General features: G+C 54.3%; 19 protein-coding genes. 7 read left to right on the forward strand and 12 right to left on the reverse strand.

Annotated features, from left to right (window positions below):
* Window positions 1–219 precede the first annotated feature (219 nt).
* The 3 genes from purE (at window position 220) to AC5Q5A_RS16715 (ending at window position 2,769) form a co-directional block, all read left to right on the forward strand.
* Window positions 220–720, forward strand: a complete 501-nt coding sequence (purE, locus tag AC5Q5A_RS16705; RefSeq protein ID WP_008891667.1) for a 5-(carboxyamino)imidazole ribonucleotide mutase — start codon at window positions 220–222, stop codon at window positions 718–720.
* Window positions 721–823: 103 nt separating this feature from the next.
* Window positions 824–1,909, forward strand: coding sequence for a 5-(carboxyamino)imidazole ribonucleotide synthase (locus AC5Q5A_RS16710; protein ID WP_493895957.1), 1,086 nt, complete (start codon window positions 824–826; stop codon window positions 1,907–1,909).
* 179 nt (window positions 1,910–2,088) lie between these two features.
* Window positions 2,089–2,769, forward strand: a complete 681-nt coding sequence (locus AC5Q5A_RS16715) for a thermonuclease family protein (protein WP_210513936.1) — start codon at window positions 2,089–2,091, stop codon at window positions 2,767–2,769.
* Window positions 2,770–2,883: 114 nt separating this feature from the next.
* On the opposite strand, the gene AC5Q5A_RS16720 is transcribed toward AC5Q5A_RS16715, so the two are convergent.
* From AC5Q5A_RS16720 to AC5Q5A_RS16735, 4 genes are read right to left on the reverse strand one after another with little or no spacing between them, the layout of a single operon-like run.
* Window positions 2,884–3,579, reverse strand: coding sequence for a COQ9 family protein (locus AC5Q5A_RS16720; RefSeq protein ID WP_493895958.1), 696 nt, complete (start codon window positions 3,577–3,579; stop codon window positions 2,884–2,886).
* Window positions 3,580–4,164, reverse strand: a complete 585-nt coding sequence (def, locus tag AC5Q5A_RS16725; RefSeq protein WP_475351039.1) for a peptide deformylase — start codon at window positions 4,162–4,164, stop codon at window positions 3,580–3,582.
* 51 nt (window positions 4,165–4,215) lie between these two features.
* A complete protein-coding gene (locus AC5Q5A_RS16730; protein ID WP_493895959.1) occupies window positions 4,216–5,448 on the reverse strand; it encodes an HlyD family secretion protein in 1,233 nt (410 codons plus the stop codon).
* Window positions 5,441–5,851: a hypothetical protein gene (locus tag AC5Q5A_RS16735; protein ID WP_493895960.1), complete on the reverse strand. Its 411-nt coding sequence runs from the start codon at window positions 5,849–5,851 to the stop codon at window positions 5,441–5,443. Before AC5Q5A_RS16735 ends, AC5Q5A_RS16730 begins: the two co-directional genes overlap by 8 nt.
* A gap of 361 nt (window positions 5,852–6,212) precedes the next feature.
* On the opposite strand from AC5Q5A_RS16735, the gene rpsU reads away from it, so the two are divergent.
* Window positions 6,213–6,416, forward strand: a complete 204-nt coding sequence (gene rpsU, locus AC5Q5A_RS16740; protein WP_008891676.1) for a 30S ribosomal protein S21 — start codon at window positions 6,213–6,215, stop codon at window positions 6,414–6,416.
* A gap of 121 nt (window positions 6,417–6,537) precedes the next feature.
* On the opposite strand, the gene AC5Q5A_RS16745 is transcribed toward rpsU, so the two are convergent.
* Window positions 6,538–7,125, reverse strand: coding sequence for a hypothetical protein (locus AC5Q5A_RS16745; RefSeq protein WP_493895961.1), 588 nt, complete (start codon window positions 7,123–7,125; stop codon window positions 6,538–6,540).
* Window positions 7,126–7,188: 63 nt separating this feature from the next.
* Here AC5Q5A_RS16745 and AC5Q5A_RS16750 point away from each other — a divergent pair, with 63 nt between their 5' ends.
* On the forward strand, window positions 7,189–7,767 hold the full coding sequence (locus AC5Q5A_RS16750; RefSeq protein WP_493895962.1) for a glycine-rich domain-containing protein: 579 nt from the start codon (window positions 7,189–7,191) through the stop codon (window positions 7,765–7,767).
* Between the two features lie 75 nt (window positions 7,768–7,842).
* Here the strand turns inward: AC5Q5A_RS16750 and AC5Q5A_RS16755 are convergent, their stop codons facing one another.
* From AC5Q5A_RS16755 to AC5Q5A_RS16775, 5 genes are all read right to left on the reverse strand, one after another.
* The gene (locus AC5Q5A_RS16755; RefSeq protein ID WP_063088968.1) at window positions 7,843–9,240 is read right to left on the reverse strand and encodes an NAD(P)(+) transhydrogenase (Re/Si-specific) subunit beta; all 1,398 of its coding nucleotides are present in this window, start codon (window positions 9,238–9,240) and stop codon (window positions 7,843–7,845) included.
* A gap of 12 nt (window positions 9,241–9,252) precedes the next feature.
* The gene (locus tag AC5Q5A_RS16760; RefSeq protein WP_008891680.1) at window positions 9,253–9,684 is read right to left on the reverse strand and encodes an NAD(P) transhydrogenase subunit alpha part 2; all 432 of its coding nucleotides are present in this window, start codon (window positions 9,682–9,684) and stop codon (window positions 9,253–9,255) included.
* On the reverse strand, window positions 9,677–10,840 hold the full coding sequence (locus AC5Q5A_RS16765; RefSeq protein ID WP_008891681.1) for a Re/Si-specific NAD(P)(+) transhydrogenase subunit alpha: 1,164 nt from the start codon (window positions 10,838–10,840) through the stop codon (window positions 9,677–9,679). Before AC5Q5A_RS16765 ends, AC5Q5A_RS16760 begins: the two co-directional genes overlap by 8 nt.
* 778 nt (window positions 10,841–11,618) lie before the next feature.
* Window positions 11,619–12,995, reverse strand: coding sequence for an ABC1 kinase family protein (locus tag AC5Q5A_RS16770; protein ID WP_493895963.1), 1,377 nt, complete (start codon window positions 12,993–12,995; stop codon window positions 11,619–11,621).
* On the reverse strand, window positions 12,988–14,772 hold the full coding sequence (locus tag AC5Q5A_RS16775) for a M3 family oligoendopeptidase (protein ID WP_493895964.1): 1,785 nt from the start codon (window positions 14,770–14,772) through the stop codon (window positions 12,988–12,990). Before AC5Q5A_RS16775 ends, AC5Q5A_RS16770 begins: the two co-directional genes overlap by 8 nt.
* Window positions 14,773–15,189: 417 nt before the next feature.
* Between AC5Q5A_RS16775 and AC5Q5A_RS16780 the strand changes: the two genes are divergently transcribed.
* The gene (locus tag AC5Q5A_RS16780) at window positions 15,190–17,010 is read left to right on the forward strand and encodes an AMP-dependent synthetase/ligase (RefSeq protein ID WP_493895965.1); all 1,821 of its coding nucleotides are present in this window, start codon (window positions 15,190–15,192) and stop codon (window positions 17,008–17,010) included.
* A gap of 26 nt (window positions 17,011–17,036) precedes the next feature.
* Complete coding sequence (locus AC5Q5A_RS16785; RefSeq protein ID WP_008891685.1) at window positions 17,037–17,459, forward strand: ATP-binding protein; 423 nt, start codon at window positions 17,037–17,039, stop codon at window positions 17,457–17,459.
* Between the two features lie 9 nt (window positions 17,460–17,468).
* Here AC5Q5A_RS16785 and AC5Q5A_RS16790 read toward each other — a convergent pair whose 3' ends face one another.
* Window positions 17,469–18,272: a DUF4197 domain-containing protein gene (locus AC5Q5A_RS16790; protein ID WP_493895966.1), complete on the reverse strand. Its 804-nt coding sequence runs from the start codon at window positions 18,270–18,272 to the stop codon at window positions 17,469–17,471.
* A gap of 125 nt (window positions 18,273–18,397) precedes the next feature.
* A complete protein-coding gene (gene clpB, locus AC5Q5A_RS16795) occupies window positions 18,398–20,989 on the reverse strand; it encodes an ATP-dependent chaperone ClpB (protein ID WP_008891687.1) in 2,592 nt (863 codons plus the stop codon).
* Window positions 20,990–21,061: the final 72 nt, after the last annotated feature.

Below are 21,061 nucleotides of genomic sequence, written 5' to 3' on the forward strand. Positions count from 1 at the left end.
ATGGTAAATAATAGATCAAAAACGCAATTAATTCACCAAGATTTTCAATCCTGAGTGACATTGGCTGCGATTTGCCATTACTTCATGAATTTCTTAATAAGGTCAACATCATATACAAGGCTTTTCCCGATAAGACAATCCCGCAAGCAAGCTTGCATGATAGAACTTGCTGCATATAATGCGGGCCTTCATGAAACCGCCCGAAACGGAGCCGCCACTATGAGCGATCAAACCCCGGTCATCGGCATTATCATGGGAAGCCAGTCAGACTGGGAAACCATGAAAAATGCAGCAGATGTCCTTGATGCGTTGAACGTCGCGTACGAGACCAAGATCGTCTCCGCCCATCGCACGCCTGATCGCCTGTATGACTATGCCAAAACGGCAAAGTCGCGCGGCCTTAAGGTCATTATCGCCGGTGCCGGCGGGGCGGCTCACCTTCCGGGCATGGCAGCGGCCATGACCCCGCTTCCGGTTTTGGGTGTTCCGGTTCAAAGCCGTACCCTTAAGGGCCTTGATAGCCTGCTGTCCATTGTTCAGATGCCGGGCGGCGTTCCGGTTGGAACCCTTGCCATTGGTTCTGCCGGTGCCAAGAATGCCGGTCTTATGGCGGCCGAAATCATGGCGCTTATGGATGATGGCCTTGCAGCCCGCCTTGATGACTGGCGCGCAGCCCAGACCGCATCGGTCGCAGACGAGCCGGTCGACCCGGCACCCTGATCTCCTGATCTGAAAAAGGCGCCCCCGACGGGGCGCGTTTTTGTTTGATTGCACCAGATTTGACGATTGCCCGACAGATGGGCGAGTTTTGATCGAGGAATACATGACGGATTTCGACACGCGCATCATCGCCCCGGGCAGCACCATTGGCATTATGGGCAACGGTCAGCTTGGCCGTATGGCAGCCTTTTGTGCGGCGGAGCTTGGCTATAAGGTCCATGTATTTGGCCCCGGCGCCGATAGCCCGACCGAACAGGTCTGCGCCAAGGCAACTGTTGCCGATTACAGCGACCTTGATGCGCTGCGCGCCTTTGCCGAGGATGTCGATGTTGTGACGTTTGAATTTGAAAACGTCCCGCATGACAGCGTCAAACTGCTGGCCGATATTGTGCCGGTCCGTCCGGGCTGGAAATGCCTGCACATTTCGCAAAACCGCCTGCGCGAAAAAACCTTCTGCAATGATCATGGCATTGGTACTGCACCGTTTGAGGCGGTTCGATCCCTTGCTGATCTCGAGGCCGCCGTTGCCAAGCTTGGCCGTCCATCGGTTCTGAAAACCACCGAACTGGGTTATGACGGCAAGGGTCAGGTCAAGATTGCCGCTGATACCGACCTTGCCGAAGCTTGGTCTGAAATGGGCGGGGCCGAGGCGATCCTTGAAGGCTTCATCTCGTTCGAGCGCGAGATTTCCGTGATCGTTGCCCGTGGCGTAAAAGGCGACACCGCCTGTTTCTGCCCGGTTGAGAACGTGCATACCAATCACATCCTTGATGTCACCGTTGCCCCGGCAGAAATCGCAGACGACCTTTCGAAAAAGGCCGAAGACATCGCGATCAGGCTGGTCAGCGCGATGGAATTTGTCGGGCTTCTGGCGGTTGAAATGTTTGTCACGACCGATGGTGACATTTTGGTCAATGAAGTCGCCCCGCGTCCGCACAATTCAGGTCACTGGACGATTGATGCCTGCATCACCAGTCAGTTCGAACAGTTCATCCGGGCTGTTTGCGGCCTGCCGCTGGGCGACCCGGCCCATCATTCCAAGGCCCGCATGAAGAACCTTTTGGGTGATGACATCAATGACTGGCAGGCAATTTTGACCGAGCCGAATGCCAAACTGCACCTTTACGGCAAGGCCGAAGCAAAGCCCGGCCGCAAGATGGGCCATGTGACCTGGGTTCTGCCGAAATAAGGTAAACTTGACCACCGACCAAAACAAGAAGAAGCCCCGGATGCCAAGCGTGTCCGGGGCTTTTTCGTATGTGATTCATAACGTTACACAAAGCATTACCCGACTGGCATTTTATGCCCAGTTGATTGGCATCCGGTTTGCTGTTGAAGGGGCAGGAAACTCTTTACGGATGACATGTGATGAAAAAACTTCTGATCATTCTTTCACTGACCCTTGGCCTGATCGCTGTTGAAAGCCGCACGAACCAAGCCACGGCCACACCGGGGGCCGCAGGATTCCCGGATGTGATCGAAGGCGACAAGCTGCGCTTTGGCAATCTGATTGTCGAATTGTTTGGCATTCGCGCGCCAAAACCCGGCATGATCTGCCGGGCCGGTTCGGTCGAATTCCAGTGTGGTGCAGCGGCTGCCCAGGCACTTGATCGCATCATTGAAAACTATGCGATCAAATGTCAGCAGGTCTCGGACGTTCAACTGTTCCCGATGCTGACCGAATGCCAGATGGGTCAGGTCGATCTGAACCGCCTGATCCTGCGCGCCGGGTGGGCGATGGTCGATATGGTCAGCTGCGACACCCATCCGAGCTGCACCACCTATCTGCGTGATCAGCAGTTCGCCAAGGACAACAAAAAGGGCATCTGGATGGGCACCCCGCCGTCCGAACTGGTCGCCCTTGCTGCCAAGCCGGCAAAATATGACCTTCAGGAAGCCGATGACGCCAACGCGCTTAAGACCCTGATTGAGGATGAGCTTGAACCACAGCGCCCGGAAAACCCGATCGAGATTGATCTGGCGTCTGAAATGGAAGAAGCCAACAAACCTGACATGACGCTTCTAAGCTTCCTGACCAATACCTTCTGATCAGGCCGCATCACTGCGTTCGCAAAAGTTTCCTTCCCTCAAAACTCAAAACGCCACCGGCACAATGCGCGGTGGCGTTTTTGTTTTTCATCGGGCTTTTTGACGGCCTTTGTATCAGCCACCAAACTGGCGGCGCATCCGGCCCGGTGTCGGCATGCAGCGCGCAATCTTTGCCCCCATTTTGAAGGGTGCTGCGGCAAACTTGCCAGCCTTGCCAATCTTGGCGGTGATTTTCGGGATCTGCATGACATTGCCAATCCGGCGATCCAGGAATGCCCAGCTATCGGCATGGCCTTCGGACGTGTCATCCAGCCAATAGGCAAGGGTTGATCCATAGACACCAGCCAGCAACATGCGTTTGGTGTACCAGTTATGATCGGTCGAGGTATCACCGGCCGCCACCCACATCGCATCCACCGTCCCATGGGTCAGTTTCAGACCAAGGGCGGCATTTTGCGGCAGGGTCATGAAGGCAAGGGCCGCACGCACGGTGTCCTTTTGCCCCTCGAGCAGCTCAAGACGGGTCTTGACCGCCGTTGCGATGCGGTCACGAATTTTCAGGTTCTCAAGGCCCTTTTCATCAAGGGCGGCGATCATCTTGCGATCGGTCATCTCGACATAGGTAACGATGGCCTGACGAATGCCATTGGGAAGCAACCGATCCACCTCGCCCGGTGCAAGATCAAGGTCTTCTGCCCCCGCATGAAGTGCCTGTTTGGTCCAGCCATCAAACGGCACATGTTCAAGGGCTGCCTCGACCAGTGCTTCGCGCTGGGCTTGCAGACGGGTCATGCTTTCAGTAACAGACATTCAGGCCTCCTCGTCATCAGATGCTGCGTCAGTTGTCGCCGACTGTCTAAAGTTAGTCTCGGGCGGGTTTTCGCGCAATTCCTCGTTAAAACCAAGCAACGACATATCTTCCATACGTTCGGGATACATCACCCCGATCAAATGATCATATTCGTGCTGAACCACGCGGGCATGGAAACCACCGGCGGTGCGTTCAACACTTTCGCCCTTCTCATTTAACCCGCGGTAACGGATTTTGTTCCATCGCGGCACCACCCCCTGAAGGCCCGGGATCGACAAACACCCTTCCCAGCCATCAACGATTTCATCGCCAATCGGCTCGATTTCCGGGTTGATCAGGACACTTAAGGGCACCTCGCCATCGTCGGGATCATCGCTTTTGCGAAGTGCGGGCACGTAATAGACCATGATCGCCAAGGACTGAAATACCTGTGGTGCCGCAAGGCCAACGCCCCCGGCATCCTTCATGGTGTCCTTCATATCAGCGATCAGGCGCTGAATTTCTGGATCAAGCGGGTCTTCGACACGGTCTGCAACGCGGCGCAGTACCGGGTGGCCCATCCGGGCAATTTTAAGGATCGACATGGCCCTATATCCAACCAAAAACGACCGGCTGTAAAGTCCTAATGCCCGGCCCTAGTGTCCCGCAAAGACCAGAGTCTGGATCGGCCAGATCAATGCCTGCACGCGCAACAGGACCGCATGCACCGCACCGACTGTTTGCACCATGTGCAAAAACAGCCACCGCCCTGTTCCGATATCAGGATCTTCAAGCTGATCATGGGTGTTGGTATAGGCATTGGCGACACATTTACTGCCAAGTGGCACATCACGGATCGTTTCCGGATAAAGCGGCACCATCTTGGCAAGGAAGGTGCCCGGCCTTGCGCGATCAGTGATATCAAGCAACTGGTCCGTTGGCCGGAATTGGCCGGCGGCAATGACCGGCTGCACGTCGGTCACCACCATCGGGATGATTTCAAACGGCAATGACGCACAGGTGACCTCGGTAATCACACCAGGCTTGACCACCTGTGTTGCGATCTGGGCAAAGCCCGCCTGATAGATCGTCTCCCCGTCCTTTTCCGGGATCAGGATTCCCGCCGGACGCAGAACCGGGCTAACATAATCACCAACCTGCAGGGCAAATTGCTGGATCTTTCCGGCCACACCGGCACGCACCACAGTTTTGGAAAGCTCCGCCTCTGCCGACCTTAACGCTGCTTGCGCATTGGCAAGCTGCGCCGGAAGCAGGCTTTGAAGTTTGGTTTCAATCACCGTCATGCTTGCAAGGGCGGCGTTCAGCCCGCCTTGCCGGGTTGTCAGCGATACTTCCAGGCGTTCGACCTCGCGGCGTGATACCGCATTGTTCCCGCGCGACAAAAGATCGGCTTTGACTTCAAGCTCGTCACGCACCTGATTATAGGCCCCACGTGCCTGTTCAACATTGCCCTCGGCGACGGCAAGGTCGGCACGGGTGACATCCATCTGGGCGCGGATTTCGGCAATGCGTTGCTCGGCCATGGCGACGGCTTCGCGTTCAACCCGGTTATCAATGCGAAACAGCGGATCACCGCCCGCGACGACCTGATCGTTATCGACATAAATCTCGACCACGCGCCCGCCCTTTTCCGGCAGGATCGTCACGGTTCTGAAAAATGACGACACATTCATGGTCGATGGATGGAAATAGAAAATAGTCGCAATAAGCGTGATCGTCAGGATCGCACAGCCAACAATGCCGTAGCGCAGCTCATACCAGACGGAAAACAGGGTGATTTCCTTACCAATCCTCTTGCCTTGCTTAAATCTGCGGAACAGGTAATCGGGCAGAATGGTAAAGATCGAACACAGAAGAAGCTCAAACATCTTTTGAGGCCTCCTGCGCCATCAAATTGCTCGGCGGGTCCGAGTCGTCTATCGCCCCCTTTTTCCGCGCCATTGCCCGGACAGACTGGGCAATCGACTGGATCGGGGAATAGAAATCGGGCACCTGAACCACCGCAATCACAAGCGCAGCCAGCCAAAAAAGGTTATTGTGGGTAAACAGCGCCAACAGCGTCAGGATGCTGATCAGCTGGATTTGCGTGTGATTGGCGTGATGCGCCATCCGTTCAGGCAGTGCATGCAAACTGAGATACAGCGCGCCAAGCCCGAAGACGGCAAACACCACAAACCAGGCGATAATGGTAAACAAGACATCCGTCTCGCCGGGTGCGGTAACAAAAAACGGTGCATGGGCAATGGCCGTTTCGCGCAGACTGCTTTCCATCTTTGATTCTCCGAGTTGCTGGCAAATCTTGCCCGGAAAACCGGGAAAACCAGCCACCCAACCTGATTGCATTGAGGAAGTATCTGTTGTTTTCTCAATGCATTATATCAACTTTTGATAAAATTTTAGACAACTTTATAACCAAAGGTATAAATGATCTACAAATTGCAAGACGGCAGACCTACCCGGACGTTTTGCGATTGCCCGGCCAATAAACGCCAAAGGCGAACATCCCGTTACCTCTTTTCTTTTTGGCTGGTTTGCACTATATACAGGCCACGGTCAGTGTGACCGTAAATCCAACCGGGGGGCATTCCGCTACTCCGGGTGTTTTTGTTTTTTTGAAAGGAGCGTGGTTTCCGTGCAGGTAATCGTTCGCGACAACAATGTCGATCAGGCTCTGAAAGCGCTTAAGAAAAAGATGCAGCGCGAGGGCATTTTCCGTGAGATGAAACTCCGTCGCCACTTTGAAAAGCCGTCGGAGAAGAAAGCTCGCGAAGGGGCGGAAGCAATCCGTCGTGCCCGCAAGCTGGAGCGTAAGCGCATCGAGCGCGAAGGCTTCTAGTCTTTTTCACTTTCGGGGTATCTCGAACGTGACTGTACGATCGAATTTAGTTCTCTAAATTCGGACCCGTGCGCCAAGCCCGCCTCGGAGCAATCCGGGCGGGTTTGGTTTTTCAAGGGTCCTAATTCCCCGATACCCACGCACGGATGTCATCCATCACTGTGGGCTCATAGCCAATCGGATCTGGCATCGGCTCAGACCGCACAATGATGCCCGACTGGGTGCGATAAACGGTATAAAGCGTGTCTTGCTTGATATCGGTAAAGGTCGAACTGCCATATTCGGCATCGACCAGGAAATTCCATTCCGCCAGATAATTCATCAGATCAAGCGCATCGCCCTGCCCCAGATCGTAGGCCATCTTCGGCTTAGTATTTTCATCATTGATATCGCGATAGCGGCCCTCAAAACGCACCAGCTTATAGCGCGCATCCATGCCCATCACATTGGCCCAGGGTTTCAGCTTGATGAATTCGGCATCAATCCGCCACTGGTCACCATAAATCTCAAAGATGCCGACATCCCCGCCTTCGCCCGCTGCCAGATGGGCCTCGAACAGATTGTCTTCAAGCGGCTCGAAATACATCTTGGCAATCGGCTCCTCGGCCGTCAGCCGGACATAGGTCAGGATCGTCAGCCCCATGGACGCCACCAGCGCCACAGAAAGCACAACCACCAAAAGCAGAGAAACCCTTACCAACCGAAACATTAAACCAATCCCAAATCAACACAGACGACCATAAAAGAAAAAACTAAAACAACAATTCAACCCATGATAGAATTTTGCGACTCTACAAGCAGGGAGACTTCAATGGATCGCGAACTATCTGATGCCCTAAATAAGCACGTTCAAATTGTAGCAAAACTGGATTTCGATTTACAAAAAAGGAAAATGGTTGAGGTTCAAGGTTGGACACAAGAAGCTGTCGATATAATGGAAAATGAGTATCGGAAGTTTCTAGCACTGTCTGCGGCTTTAGAATTTGTGAAAAGCCAATTAGTTATCGTACCAAACCGAACGATCGACCTTTTCTGGCATGCTCACATCATGGATACAGAAAAGTATCACAAGGATTGTACATCCGTATTCGGCCATTATTTCCATCACTTTCCATACTTTGGGATGCAAGATGAAGCCGACACCCAACAATGGCTGCACGCATCTCATAGCACATCAGATTTGTGGAGAGAGGCTTTTGGAGAAGCCCTATACGGCGAAAACACCAATGAAGATGCTTATGAAACTGACAAGCAGTGGGCAGCAGATATTTCTGCCTCTATAGTCAGTTCAACACTCAGCGGCCCTAAACGCTGCAAAAGGACAAATTGCAAACCTCAAAAGTGTAAATGAGCAATACTTTGAGTAAAATCTAAAAAGGCGGCCCCATAGGAGCCGCCTTTTGTCGTTTCAAACCTTATGGTCTGATCAGTTATCCAGATGCATGACGATTTCTTCGCACATCTTTTTGGCATCGCCGAACAACATCATGGTGTTGTCCTTGAAGAACAGTTCGTTCTGGATGCCAGCGTAACCGGCTGACATGCCGCGTTTGACGAACAGGACCGTTTTGGCCTTTTCGACTTCAAGGATCGGCATGCCGAAGATCGGGCTTGCCGGGTCGGTTTTGGCGGCCGGGTTGGTGATGTCATTGGCACCAATCACGAAGGCAACGTCAGCCGATCCGAAATCACGGTTGATTTCTTCCATTTCCAAGACGTCGTCATAAGGCACGCTGGCCTCGGCCAGAAGCACGTTCATGTGACCCGGCATACGTCCGGCCACCGGATGGATGGCGTAGCGGACTTTGACACCCTCGGCTTTGAGGATATCAGCCATTTCACGCAGCGCATGCTGTGCCTGTGCCACGGCCATGCCATAGCCCGGCACGATGATGACGCTCGATGCATTCTTCATGATGAAGGATGCATCATCGGCCGATCCGGATTTGACCGAACGATCGCCATCGCCGCCTGCCCCGGCGGCTGCTTCGCCCTCTGCGCCAAAGCCGCCAAAGATGACATTGAAGATCGAGCGGTTCATGCCCTTGCACATGATGTAGGACAGGATCGCACCCGACGCGCCGACAAGCGCCCCGGTAATGATCAGCGCACTGTTCTGAAGCGTAAAGCCGATGCCGCATGCCGCCCAACCCGAATACGAGTTCAGCATGGAGACAACGACCGGCATGTCTGCCCCGCCAATCGGAATGATCAGCGTAACCCCCAGAACAAGGGCGAGTGCCACAAGGATCCAGAAGGCGGTATGGCTTTCGGTCACCACAAGGATGACGCCAAAGACAACAATGGCAATCCCGATGGCAAGGTTAAGCATATGCTGCCCCTTGAACCGGACAGGCGTGCCCGAAACGATGCCCTGCAATTTACCGAACGCAATCAAGGATCCCGTGAAGGTGATCGCACCAATCGCAACGCCAAGGCCCATTTCAATCAGGCTGGCCGCACCGATATTGCCCGCCGTTCCGATGCCATAGGCACCCGGCGAATAAAGTGCTGCACCGGCGACAAACACCGCCGCCAGACCGACAAGCGAGTGGAAGGCCGCAACAAGTTGTGGCAGGGCAGTCATCTGGATCTTGAGCGCGATGACGGTACCGATGGCACCACCGATCAGAATACCGACGATGATGGTTGTGTATGACAGCACAGCCGGGCTTGCCAGCGTGGTAAAGATGGCGATTGCCATACCCACCATGCCAAGGATGTTCCCGGTACGGGCCGATTCAGGTGACGAAAGTCCGCGCAACGAAAGAATGAAGCAGACCGAGGCCACCAGATACAGGAAAGCCGATAGGTTTTCCGACATTGTGTGTTCCCCCTACTTCTTTTTCTTGAACATATGCAGCATGCGCTGGGCGACGATAAAGCCACCGAAAATGTTGACCGAGGCCAACACCACCGCAATGAAGCCCATCATCTTGGAGAAGTTCATCTCCACCGGGCCTGCTGCAAGAAGCGCACCGACGATAATCACCGACGAAATGGCGTTGGTCACAGCCATCAGGGGTGAATGAAGGGCCGGGGTAACTTTCCACACGACGTAATAGCCAACAAAGCAGGCCAAGACGAAAACGGTCAGGCCAAGAACCGTCGGGCTGACGCCTGATCCCTGTACCGCGACCGCGGCCGTGCCTGCGGCATCGGACGCGCCACTTGCCAGACTGTCGGCAAGCTTTGCGGCCTTTTCCGCAAGGCCAAGGGCGGCATCGCGGAGTTCATTTGCATTCTGGGCTACGGATTGATCAGCCATTTGCGACCTCCTCCCCGCCGAATTTCGGATGAACGACCTTTCCATCATGGGTCAGGCGCGTCTCGGCGATGATCTGGTCCTCGCCATTAAACGACAGCGTGCCTTTGTCCTTATCGACGGAAAGGGTGATGAAGTTCAAAAGGTTCTTGGCATACATCGCCGTTGCATCAGTTGCGACGGAACTGGTGATGTTGGCAGGACCAATCAGCTTGACGCCATTATCGGTCATCACCGTTTCACCAAGTTTCACACCGGCAACGTTGCCACCGCGCTCAGCCGCCAGGTCAATAATGACCGAGCCCGGCTTCATGCCCGCCACCATATCGGCGGTGACGATTTCCGGTGCCGGACGGCCGGGAATAAGGGCCGTAGTAATGACGATGTCGGTCTTGGTCAGAACCTCTTTCAGCTTTTCAGCCTGTTTCTTTTTGTAGTCGTCCGACATTTCCTTGGCATAGCCACCGGAAGTTTCGGCATCAGACGCCGTGTCGTCTTCGACTTCAATAAAGGTCCCGCCAAGCGACTGAACCTGTTCTTTCACCGCCGGGCGCACATCAAATGCCGATACAACGGCACCAAGGCGCTTGGCAGTTGCGATCGCCTGAAGGCCGGCAACACCGGCCCCGACCACGACAACCCGTGCAGGTGCAAGTGTGCCCGCCGCCGTCATCATCATCGGATAGATGCGGCCAAATTCATGGGCGGCATCCAGAACGGCGCGATAGCCCGCAAGGTTGGATTGCGAGGACAGCACATCCATCGACTGTGCGCGTGAAATACGCGGCATCAGTTCCATCGAATAGCCATCAACACCGGCCTTTGCCATCGCCTCGATCAGGTCTTTGCGATCATAGGGCTCAAGCAGGGCCACAACTGCGGCCCCCTTTTTATAGGCGGTTAATTCGTTGGTTTTGCCGTCAATGACAGGTGGGCGCACCTTGAAGATGACATCAGCATCCTTCACGGTGGTTTTCATTGTTTTGGCAATGGTTGCACCAGCATCGACAAAGCGATCATCCGGTATGGCGGCGTCTATTCCGGCGCCAGCCTCGATTGCAACGTCAAACCCCAGAGCCTTAAGCTTTTTCACGGTCTCTGGCGTGACGGCAACGCGCTTTTCCCCGGGCCATATTTCCTTTGGAACGGCCAGTTTCATCGCGTTTGACCTCCTTCCCTAAATGATTGGTCAGTTTGACAATCCGTCTTCATTCAATGCAACCGGTTCCAGAACGTCATTTCGCGCTCCTTTTGGACCGATCACCGGGCAACCCTTGTCCAGTTCAAGTCATCCGGGCCAGCACACCTACACCTAAAGCGGCCCGAAAAAGAAAAAGGCGGTTCTTCAGCAATCGCAGAAGAAACCGCCCACTTTCCCACCACGCATTACAAGGCAAAAAACCTTGCTGACATATCAGGTCCCACCCGCCATTGGTGCTCAGGACAAACAATCAATGACGCCCTGCATGTCTGCGTTGAAAGCAAGATGCGATTTCTGATCGGCAACCACAATCCGAAAAACCGACAAAAAAGCACTTTAACTTTAAATCAGTTAATATATCGAAAAATCCATTATGTGCGGAAATTCGCACATTTCATTTCCATTATGGAACAGGTCCTGATCCGGATCGTCACACAATAGAACGTTGATTTTTGGCAGTTTCCCCTGTTTTCGCCTCACGTTGTAAGTGAATATTATCTTACAAATAAACGCCCAAGTCTTCATTTATTCCCAAATGGGCACGCAATAGGGAACGTTGCAAACGCAAAAAGGTTCGCAAAAATATTCTCAATTTTTGGGAAACCAAACCGGATCAGACATCAAAAATCGAATTTTCCGTCGCGCAATTTGCCCAAACGGGCGCTCGACTCTGCATTGAAAACCCGACTCGCTTGGGTCCGGATATGTTGGTGAATGCGACGACTTGCACGCCTTATCAGTCTGGGCGTTCCAGCCCGATCTGGGCCAGCGCATCTTTTTGACGGGCTTCAAGTTTTGCCACGTCAAAATCGCCGACAAGATCGTTAAACAGGCGATACCAATTCACCTCTGCATCAAGACGCAGGAACACCGCGCCAAGTCCGACCGCCGCGCGGTCAACCAGAACGAATTCGCGGGGTGGTTTGACGCCGCCGACACGGCGCAATTCCTGATGCACCTTGCCTGCGACCTCTGCGCCATAGGCGACAGAGTTGGTTTCGCCCATCTTGCGTTCGCGGTCATCCAGGATCGGGCCATACACAAAGCTGGCCCAGATATTAAGCACATCAATCAGTTCGCGTGATGGGTTTTCAAAGCCCCAGTTTTCGTAAGCTGACACGGCCTTTTCCTCGTCCTCGTCACGCAGTGCTTCATAAAGTGTAATCACCGCTCTTACGAAGTCGGGCTTGAAGATACGGATACAGCCGAAATCTAGAAGATTGACCGACCGATCATCCCGCAGGGTGTAATTGCCCAGATGCGGATCGCCATGGATCACCCCATAACGGTAAAACGGCACATACCAGGCACGAAACATATTAAGCGCCACCTGGTTGCGCGCATCCTGATCAGGATCGCTTTCAAGGAAGTGTTTGAATTTCTGCCCGGTTTGCCAGGTCATGGTCAAAAGCCGCTTAGTGGTCAGTTCATCGAACGGTTCGGGCACATGAACACACGCCTCATCGGCCAGCATATGGCGATAAAGGCGCATATGCTTGGCTTCACGCTCATAGTCGAGTTCTTCGCGCAGGCGGGCGGTCAGTTCTTCCTGAATGTTTTGCGCATCAATCGCACTGTCATAGCGCTTATAGATCGCAAAGGCTGCGCGCAGCTGCTTAAGGTCGGCCTCAACCGTTGCCGACATATCCGGGTATTGCAGCTTACACGCAACATCCCGCCCATCGGGCAGGGTCGCCTTGTGCACCTGCCCCAGTGACGCCGCCGCCACGGCATCGTGGCTGAAATCGGTGAAGTTCGACTGCCACCCGGCTCCCAGTTCGCTTCGCATGCGGCGTTTGACAAACAGCCAGCCCATGCTGGGCGCATCTGCCTGAAGTTCGGCGAGGGCCTGGGTATATTCCTTGGGCAGGGCATCGGGGATGGTCGACAGGATCTGCGCGACCTTCATCAACGGGCCCTTGAGCCCGCCAAGGGCCGAGGTCAGTTCGGCGGCATATTTGGCGTGATCAATCTCGCCGCCGAACATTTTTCCCGTGGCAAGGCGCGCGGCCAGTTTACTGGCCGATGCGCCCACCCGTGCATAACGACGAACCCGCCCGCCAAACCTGTTTTCCTCGTTTGCGGCGGTATAATCATCGTCGTTATCACTCATATAAGGAAAGCTCCTCCAGCTCGTCGATCATGCGTTTGATCATATTAAGGCCCCGCTGCCAGAAGGCCGGGTCCGATGCATCAAGTCCGAACGGTGCCAGAAGTTCCTTGTGCCGTTTGGTGCCCCCGGCTTTCAGCATATCGAGATACTTCTGCTGGAAGCCGTCTTCGGCACCCTGATAAACGTCATAAAGCGAGTTCACCAGGCAATCGCCAAAGGCATAGGCATAGACATAGAACGGCGAATGGATGAAGTGCGGAATATAAGACCAGTAGTACTTGTATTCATCTTCATAGCGGATGGCATCGCCCAGGCTTTCATGCTGTACGGCAATCCAGATCTCGCAGATCTCATCAACGGTCAATTCACCTTCGCGGCGCTTTTCATGCACGCGTTTTTCAAATTCAAAGAACGCGATCTGACGCACGACGGTGTTGAGCATATCCTCAACCTTGCCGGCCAGCATGATGCGCTTCATCTTCGGATCGCTTTCCGAACGCAGCATCGACTGGAAGGTCAGCATTTCACCAAACACCGATGCAGTCTCCGCAAGCGTCAGCGGCGTATCAGACAGGAAATAGCCCTGCTCTGCCGCCAGCACCTGATGCACACCATGGCCAAGCTCATGGGCAAGCGTCATCACATCGCGGGTTTTGCCGTGATAGTTCAGCAGCAAATACGGATGTGCTGACGGCACAGTCGGATGGGCAAAGGCGCCCGATGACTTGCCCGCACGCGGCGGCACATCGATCCACGGGTTATCAAAGAATTTCTGACCGACTTCTGCCAGTTCCGGGGAGAATTCACCATAGGCCTTAAGAACGGTCGAACGCGCGGTATCCCAGTCAATCTGACGATCATCATCATCGGGCAGCGGCGCGTTACGATCCCAGTAATCAAGCTGATCGACACCGAACCACTTCGCCTTCAGGCGGTAATAGCGATGCGACAGATCGGCGTGGCTGTTTTTAACGGCAGTGTTCAGCGCATCGACAACTTCGTCCTCGACCTGGTTGGACAGGTTGCGCGACGATACCGGGGTTGGGAATTTACGCAGGCGATCATCAATTTCCTTGTCCTTGGCAAGGGTATTGGTGATGTGCGCCAGAAGCTTGATGTTCTTGCCCAGAACGTCGCCGATGGATTTCGCGGCCTTCTTACGGTCGTCAACCTTGCTTGAAGACAGCATGTTGGCGGCATCTGACATGGTCAGCTCTTCGCCATCAATCGGGAAGCGGAGCTCTGCCATGGTCTGATCAAACAAACGCACCCATGCGGCTGATCCGGCAACGCGGCGTTCATGCAGGACCTGCTCGACCTCGTCCGACAGCTGATGCGGGCGGAAGGCACGGTTTTCATCAAGCCACGGGCGATAACGACGAAGCGCTTCGCTTTGTTCGTATTTCGCATCGAGCGATGCTTCTTCGATCCGGTTGATTTCAAGACCAAAGAACAGCGACAGGCTGGAAATGCCGGTCATTTCTTCCTGAACGAACTGATAGAACTGGCCAATGGCTGCGTCCGAGCTATCCCCGGCATATTTAAGCTGGGCAAACGAGCCGATCTTACCGCAAATCTCGCTGATGGCTTCGTATTCGACAATGGCGGCTGCCAGTTCATCGCCCGACAGGTCATTGAGTTTGCCCTGATAGCTTTTCTGGAACGCCTGAGAGCGGCTTTTGGCATCATCAAGATCGCGCCGAATGTTCGGGTCTTTCAGATCGTTATAGAGATCGGTCAGATCCCAGGTCGGCAAATTCTTGTTGATCGCGTTCATTTGTCCTCCAGACAGTCTCTTTGATCATCCTGACCCGATATATAGCCTGTCAAAGCCATAGCACCAGACCTGTTCACAAATACGGTTTCAAATTGCTGGGTCGATCATATCGTTCCTTGCACCATCGACAACCGCAAAGCCATATCCAGCCCAAACAAACTGCAATTTGCAGTACACTTGCGCCGGAACAAGGCATTGCAACGCACGTTGCTGTGATATCGGTGACAATTCGGACTTTAAAATGTCATTTTCAGGCTGCGCAATTGTGCAATCCCTGATAACAAATTCATCTTGGAACGTTCGTTTATTCCAATCTGCGCGACCGTTGTGCAGGTATAAGGTTTAGTGCAACGTCCCCATCAGGGCAGCACAAAGATTGCCCGTTCCCGGGATCAAAAAGTGAGGCAAGGAAACGTCATGACGAGTTTGCAGGATTATGCCGACTGGCAAAACTTGCCGACCATGTTTTTCGACAAGGCGAAGAAACATGGCGATAAGCCGTTTCTTTGGACCAAGGACCCCGAGGGCAAGGAATTTGTCCCCACCACCTGGCAAGAGGCTGCCGATCAGGTCCGGGCCCTTGCACGTGCCCTTTATGACATTGGCGTGCGTCCCGGTGACCGGGTCTTGCTGGTGTCGGAAAACCGCACCGAATGGGGCATAGCCGATCTTGCCATCATGTGCGTTGGCGCAATGACCGTTCCCGCCTACACCACCAATACCGAGCGCGACCATCTGCACGCGATCGAGGACAGTGGTGCGGCGATTGCCATTATCTCGACCAAGAAACTTGCCCAGCCCTTCCTGCACGCCGCCCTTGATAGCGGTCGCTGCCGCCATGCGATCATGATGGAAGAATGGGGACAAAGCTTTGTTGGTGACATCACTATTTCACGCTGGGACGATCTGATTGCCAAGGGGCGCGGCCTGACCCATGACGTTGATGCCTGGATTTCAACGATCAAGCGCGATGATCTTGCCTGTCTGATTTATACATCCGGCACGGGCGGATCGCCCAAGGGCGTGATGCTAAGCCATGGGGCGATCCTGTCGAACTGCATGGGCGCGTTTGACATCATCGAAACCCTTGGCATTGACGAGGAAATCTTCCTGTCCTTCCTACCGCTGTCGCATTCCTATGAACATACTGCGGGGCTTTATTTCCCGATCAGTATTGATGCCCAGATCTATTACGCCGAGGGGCTTGATAAACTGGCCGCCAACCTGGCCGAAGTCCGCCCGACCATCATGACGGCTGTGCCGCGCCTGTATGAAATGCTTTATCAGCGCATCAGCCGCATGGTCGAAAAGGAAGGCGGCATCAAGCAAAAGCTGTTTAACCTGACCCTGCGTCTGGGGCGCAAGAATTACGAAGGCGAACGGCTTAACCTGCTTGAAAAGCTTCAGAACTTTGCCTGCGAGCTGCTTCTGCGTCGCAAGCTGCGCCAGCGTTTTGGCGGCCGGATCAAGGCAATGGTATCGGGCGGCGGACCGCTGAATTATGAACTGGGTGTTCTGTTCGTGTCTTGCGGCATTCGCATTCTTCAGGGCTATGGCCAGACCGAATTTGCCCCGGTGGTTTCGTGCAACCGTGCTGAAAACAACAAACTGCGCACAGTCGGCCCGCCGATGGTCGGCGCGGAAGTCAAAATCGCCGAAGATGGTGAAATCCTGCTGCGCGGCGAAAGCATGATGAAGGGCTACTGGAACCTGCCCGACGTGACGGCTGCCGCCATCATTGATGGCTGGCTGCATACCGGTGACATCGGCAAGTTCGATGAACAGGGCAGCCTGATGATCACCGATCGCAAGAAGGATATCATCGTCAATTCCGGAGGCGACAACATCTCGCCGCAGCGGATCGAAGGCCTGATGACGCTCGAGACCGAGATTTCACAAGCCATGGTCTATGGCGATGACAAACCCTATCTGGTGGCGGTTGTCTGGCCGGACGAAGACTTCATGCGCGAATTTGCCCGCGATAACGGGCTATCGAATGATATTGAAGCCCTTGGCAAAAACGACGAATTCCGCAAAGTCATCCGCACTGCGATTGATCACGTCAATCAACGCCTGTCGACCATTGAAAAGGTACGCAGCTTCATGTTTGCCGAAGCAGCCTTTACCATCGACAACGAAATGCTGACGCCTTCGATGAAAATCCGTCGCCATAAAATCCGCGAAGCCTATGCCAAGCAGCTTGATGGCCTTTATCAGCGTAAGCGCAGCGGCCAATAAACGCCAAACGACAGACCAGATTGACGATGACCCGCCCCAAAGAAATCAAACAAACCCTTACCCTAGTCCGGGGTCTTCCCGGATCAGGCAAATCGACACTGGCCAAAAATCTGTGTCAGGCGACCGGTGCGGTCCATCTGGAAGCCGACATGTTCATGGTCGATCATGAAGGGTTTTACGAGTTTGACGGCACCCGCCTGTCGCAAACCCACGCCCGCTGCGAAGCCGAATGCCATAACGCCCTGTCGGAGGGATATGACGTTGTTGTGTCCAACACCTTCACCCGTTTCTGGGAAATGAAGGCCTATATCGACATGGCCGAAAAGCACGACATTCTGTTGCAGATTGTCGAATGCCATGGCCGTTTCGGCAGCATCCATATGGTACCCGACGAAACCCTTGCAGATATGCGCGATCGCTGGGAACCGTTGCCGGAAAAATACCGCTAGGGGTGCCCCCTAGTTTACGGTTGAGAAGACCTTTTTCAGGATATCGGTGGTCCATCGCGTCGGGTCGCTTCGAATATCGGCTTCCTGCACAGCGATATAATGGAACAAACCATCCATCGCCTTGGCAGTTGCGTGATCGGTTAGCGATGCTTTTAGATCCGGCACAAACGGCAGTTGGTCATATTGTCCAAGCATCTGATCATAAAGCGATAACGCCCCGGTGTCTGACAACGCATCCGTAATCATTGGCCGCAAACGTCCTTCGATATCAGTGCCCGATACACGGCGCAGATACTGGGTCGCGGCATCATCCGGGCCCTGCAATATGCCCTTAGCATCGGCGACCGTCATCTGGCGCACCGCATTAACCAGAATATCGCCGGCATCCTGCATGGTCTGTTCGGCCGCACGGTTCATGCGCAGTTCGATTTCATCGGCATAGCTGCCAAGCCCCGCCGCGCTTAACAATTTCTGCGCGGTCTGAACTTCGTCGGGCAATGGAATATGCGCAACCGGATCGGCGTTAAAACCATCAACCGCACCAAGTTGGTCGGTGACCAGTTCCACACCCATATCAAGCGCCTGTTTCAGGCCCTGCTCGACCGTGTCGGATGAAAGCGCGGAAACGCCAGAACCAGAACCACCAGACGTGCTTCCCGACCCCGATGAGTTCATCGCATCGCCAAGGGCCTCTTTGGCCTTGTCAAAGAACGACTGGGCATTTGCGGGAACGATTGCACCGGCAGCCATAACACCCATGACAAGTGCCACTGCACCGGTTTTAAAAAGGAAATTGGAATTGCGTTTGCGCATCTGCGGCCCTGCGGTTTTTGATAGTTGTGTATCAGCAAACGAGACAATGGCCAAAAAACATGGCCCGAAAAAGACAAAACCCCGGTTAACCAACCGGGGTTTTGCATGTGAGGTATCAGGCGACCTTATTCAACAACCTCGACCTTTTTACCATTAAGCAAAAGGTCGTTGGCTTCGGTCGAAACCGGAACAGTGTCGCCATCCTTGATCCCGCCTTCGAGGATCTGCATCGCCAACGGGTTCTGCAGATAACGCTGGATCACGCGTTTGAGCGGACGGGCCCCGTAAACCGGGTCATAGCCTTTTTCAGCCAACCAATCCTTCGCGGCATCATCAAGTTTCAAGGTGATCTTGCGATCAACCAGCAACTTATCAAGGCGACCAAGCTGGATATCGACAATCTTGCTCATCTGATCGCGATGCAAACGATGGAACAGGATGGTTTCATCCAGTCGGTTGAGGAATTCCGGACGGAACGATGCCCGAACGATTTCCATGACCTGGGCCCGGACTTCGCCGCTGTCATGACCCGGTTCCTGATTCGCAAGGATTTCCCCGCCCAGGTTCGAGGTCAGAATAATCAGCGTGTTGCGGAAATCCACAACCCGGCCCTGTCCATCGGTCAGGCGACCTTCATCAAGAACCTGCAGCAGGACGTTGAACACATCGGGATGTGCCTTTTCGACCTCGTCAAACAGGACAACCTGATATGGACGACGACGTACCGCCTCGGTCAGCGAACCGCCTTCCTCATAGCCGACATAGCCCGGAGGCGCACCGATCAGGCGGGCCACCGCATGCTTTTCCATGAATTCGGACATATCAATCCGCACCATGGCCTGTTCATCATCAAACAGGAACTGGGCAAGGGCCTTGGTCAGCTCGGTTTTACCGACACCCGTAGGACCAAGGAACAGGAACGAACCGATCGGTCGGTTTGGATCCTGCAGGCCTGCACGTGCACGGCGCACCGCGTTCGAGATTGATCGAACGGCATCATCCTGACCGACAACCCGTTTGCGCAGCGTGTCTTCCATTTCAAGAAGCTTTTCACGCTCACCCTCGAGCATCTTGTCGACCGGAATACCGGTCCAGCGCGAAACCACGGACGCGATGTGCTTTTCGGTGACCGCTTCTTCCTTGATGCCACGCGACGGATCGTTTTCCGCCTTTTCAAGCAGCGCCTGAAGGGCCGGGATTTCTTCGTATTGAAGCTGCCCGGCGCGATCAAGCTTGCCATCGCGCATCGCACGTTCAAGTTCACCACGCGCCTGATCAAGCTGTTCCTTGATGTGGGTCGAAGCGGCAAGTTCCTTCTTCTGGGCTTCCCACTTCGCGGTCAGCTCAGCCGATTTGCCTTCCAGCTCGGCCAGTTCCTTTTCCAGACGACCAAGACGATCCTTGGATGCGCTATCCTGCTCTTTCTTGAGCGCTTCACGCTCGATCTTGAGCTGGATGATCCGGCGATCCAGTTCGTCGATTTCCTCTGGCTTGGAGTCAAGCTCCATGCGCAGACGCGACGATGCTTCGTCCATCAAATCGATCGCCTTGTCAGGCAGGAACCGATCCGTGATGTAACGGTTCGAAAGCGTAGCGGCCGCGACCAGTGCGGCATCGGCAATACGAACCCCGTGATGAAGCTCGTACTTGTCCTTGATCCCGCGCAGGATCGATACCGTGTCGGAAACCGACGGCTCGCTAACAAATACCGGCTGGAAACGACGGGCAAGGGCCGCGTCCTTTTCAATATGCTTACGGTATTCATCCAAAGTCGTCGCACCCACACAGTGCAACTCACCTCGGGCCAAGGCCGGTTTCAAAAGGTTCGATGCATCCATCGATCCTTCGGCCTTACCAGCCCCGACAAGGGTGTGCAATTCGTCAATGAACAGGACGACCTGACCGGCCTCTGATTCAATCTCGCTCAGGACCGCTTTCAGGCGTTCTTCAAATTCACCACGGAATTTCGCACCGGCAATCAAAGCACCAAGGTCAAGCGACAGAAGTTTCTTGTCCTTAAGCGTTTCGGGAACGTCACCCTTGACGATACGCAGTGCCAGACCTTCGGCAATTGCGGTTTTACCAACCCCGGGCTCACCGATCAGAACCGGGTTGTTCTTGGTCCGGCGTGACAGAACCTGCACCGCACGACGGATTTCCTCATCACGGCCAATGACCGGATCAAGTTTACCTTCGCGCGCCGCCTCGGTCAGGTCACGGGCATATTTCTTAAGCGCGTCATACTGGTTTTCGGCACCCGCACTATCGGCCGTGCGGCCCTTGCGGATGTCATTGATCGCACCGTTCAGCGCCTGTGCAGTAACACCGGCATCGGCCAAGACCTTGCCCGCGGTTGATTTCGGATCAAGTGCAATGGTCAGAAGCAGCCGTTCAGCCGTGACAAAGCTGTCACCGGCTTTTTTGGCGACTTCCTGTGCCTGATCGATCAGGCGGGCAAATTCAGATGAAAGATAAATCTGACCATTGCCGCCGGAAACCTTTGGCAATTTCGCCAGTTCCTGCGCGCACCGTTCCTGGGCAAGCTTGGGCTTGCCGCCGGATGCCTTGATCAGATTGGCTGCCAGACCTTCTTCGTCGTCAAGCAGCACCTTAAGCAGATGAATCGGGACAAATTGCTGATGGTTTTCACGCAACGCAAGCGATTGCGCTGACTGCAGAAAGCCTTTTGACCGATCCGTAAAGTTTTCAAATTCCATTCCTGTCACTCCTTGAGTCAACAGTATTCAAACGATGTGGACCTTCTTGGAAGCGTCCACGGCATTGGTGTC

The organism is Thalassospira sp. CA1, assembly GCF_059052855.1.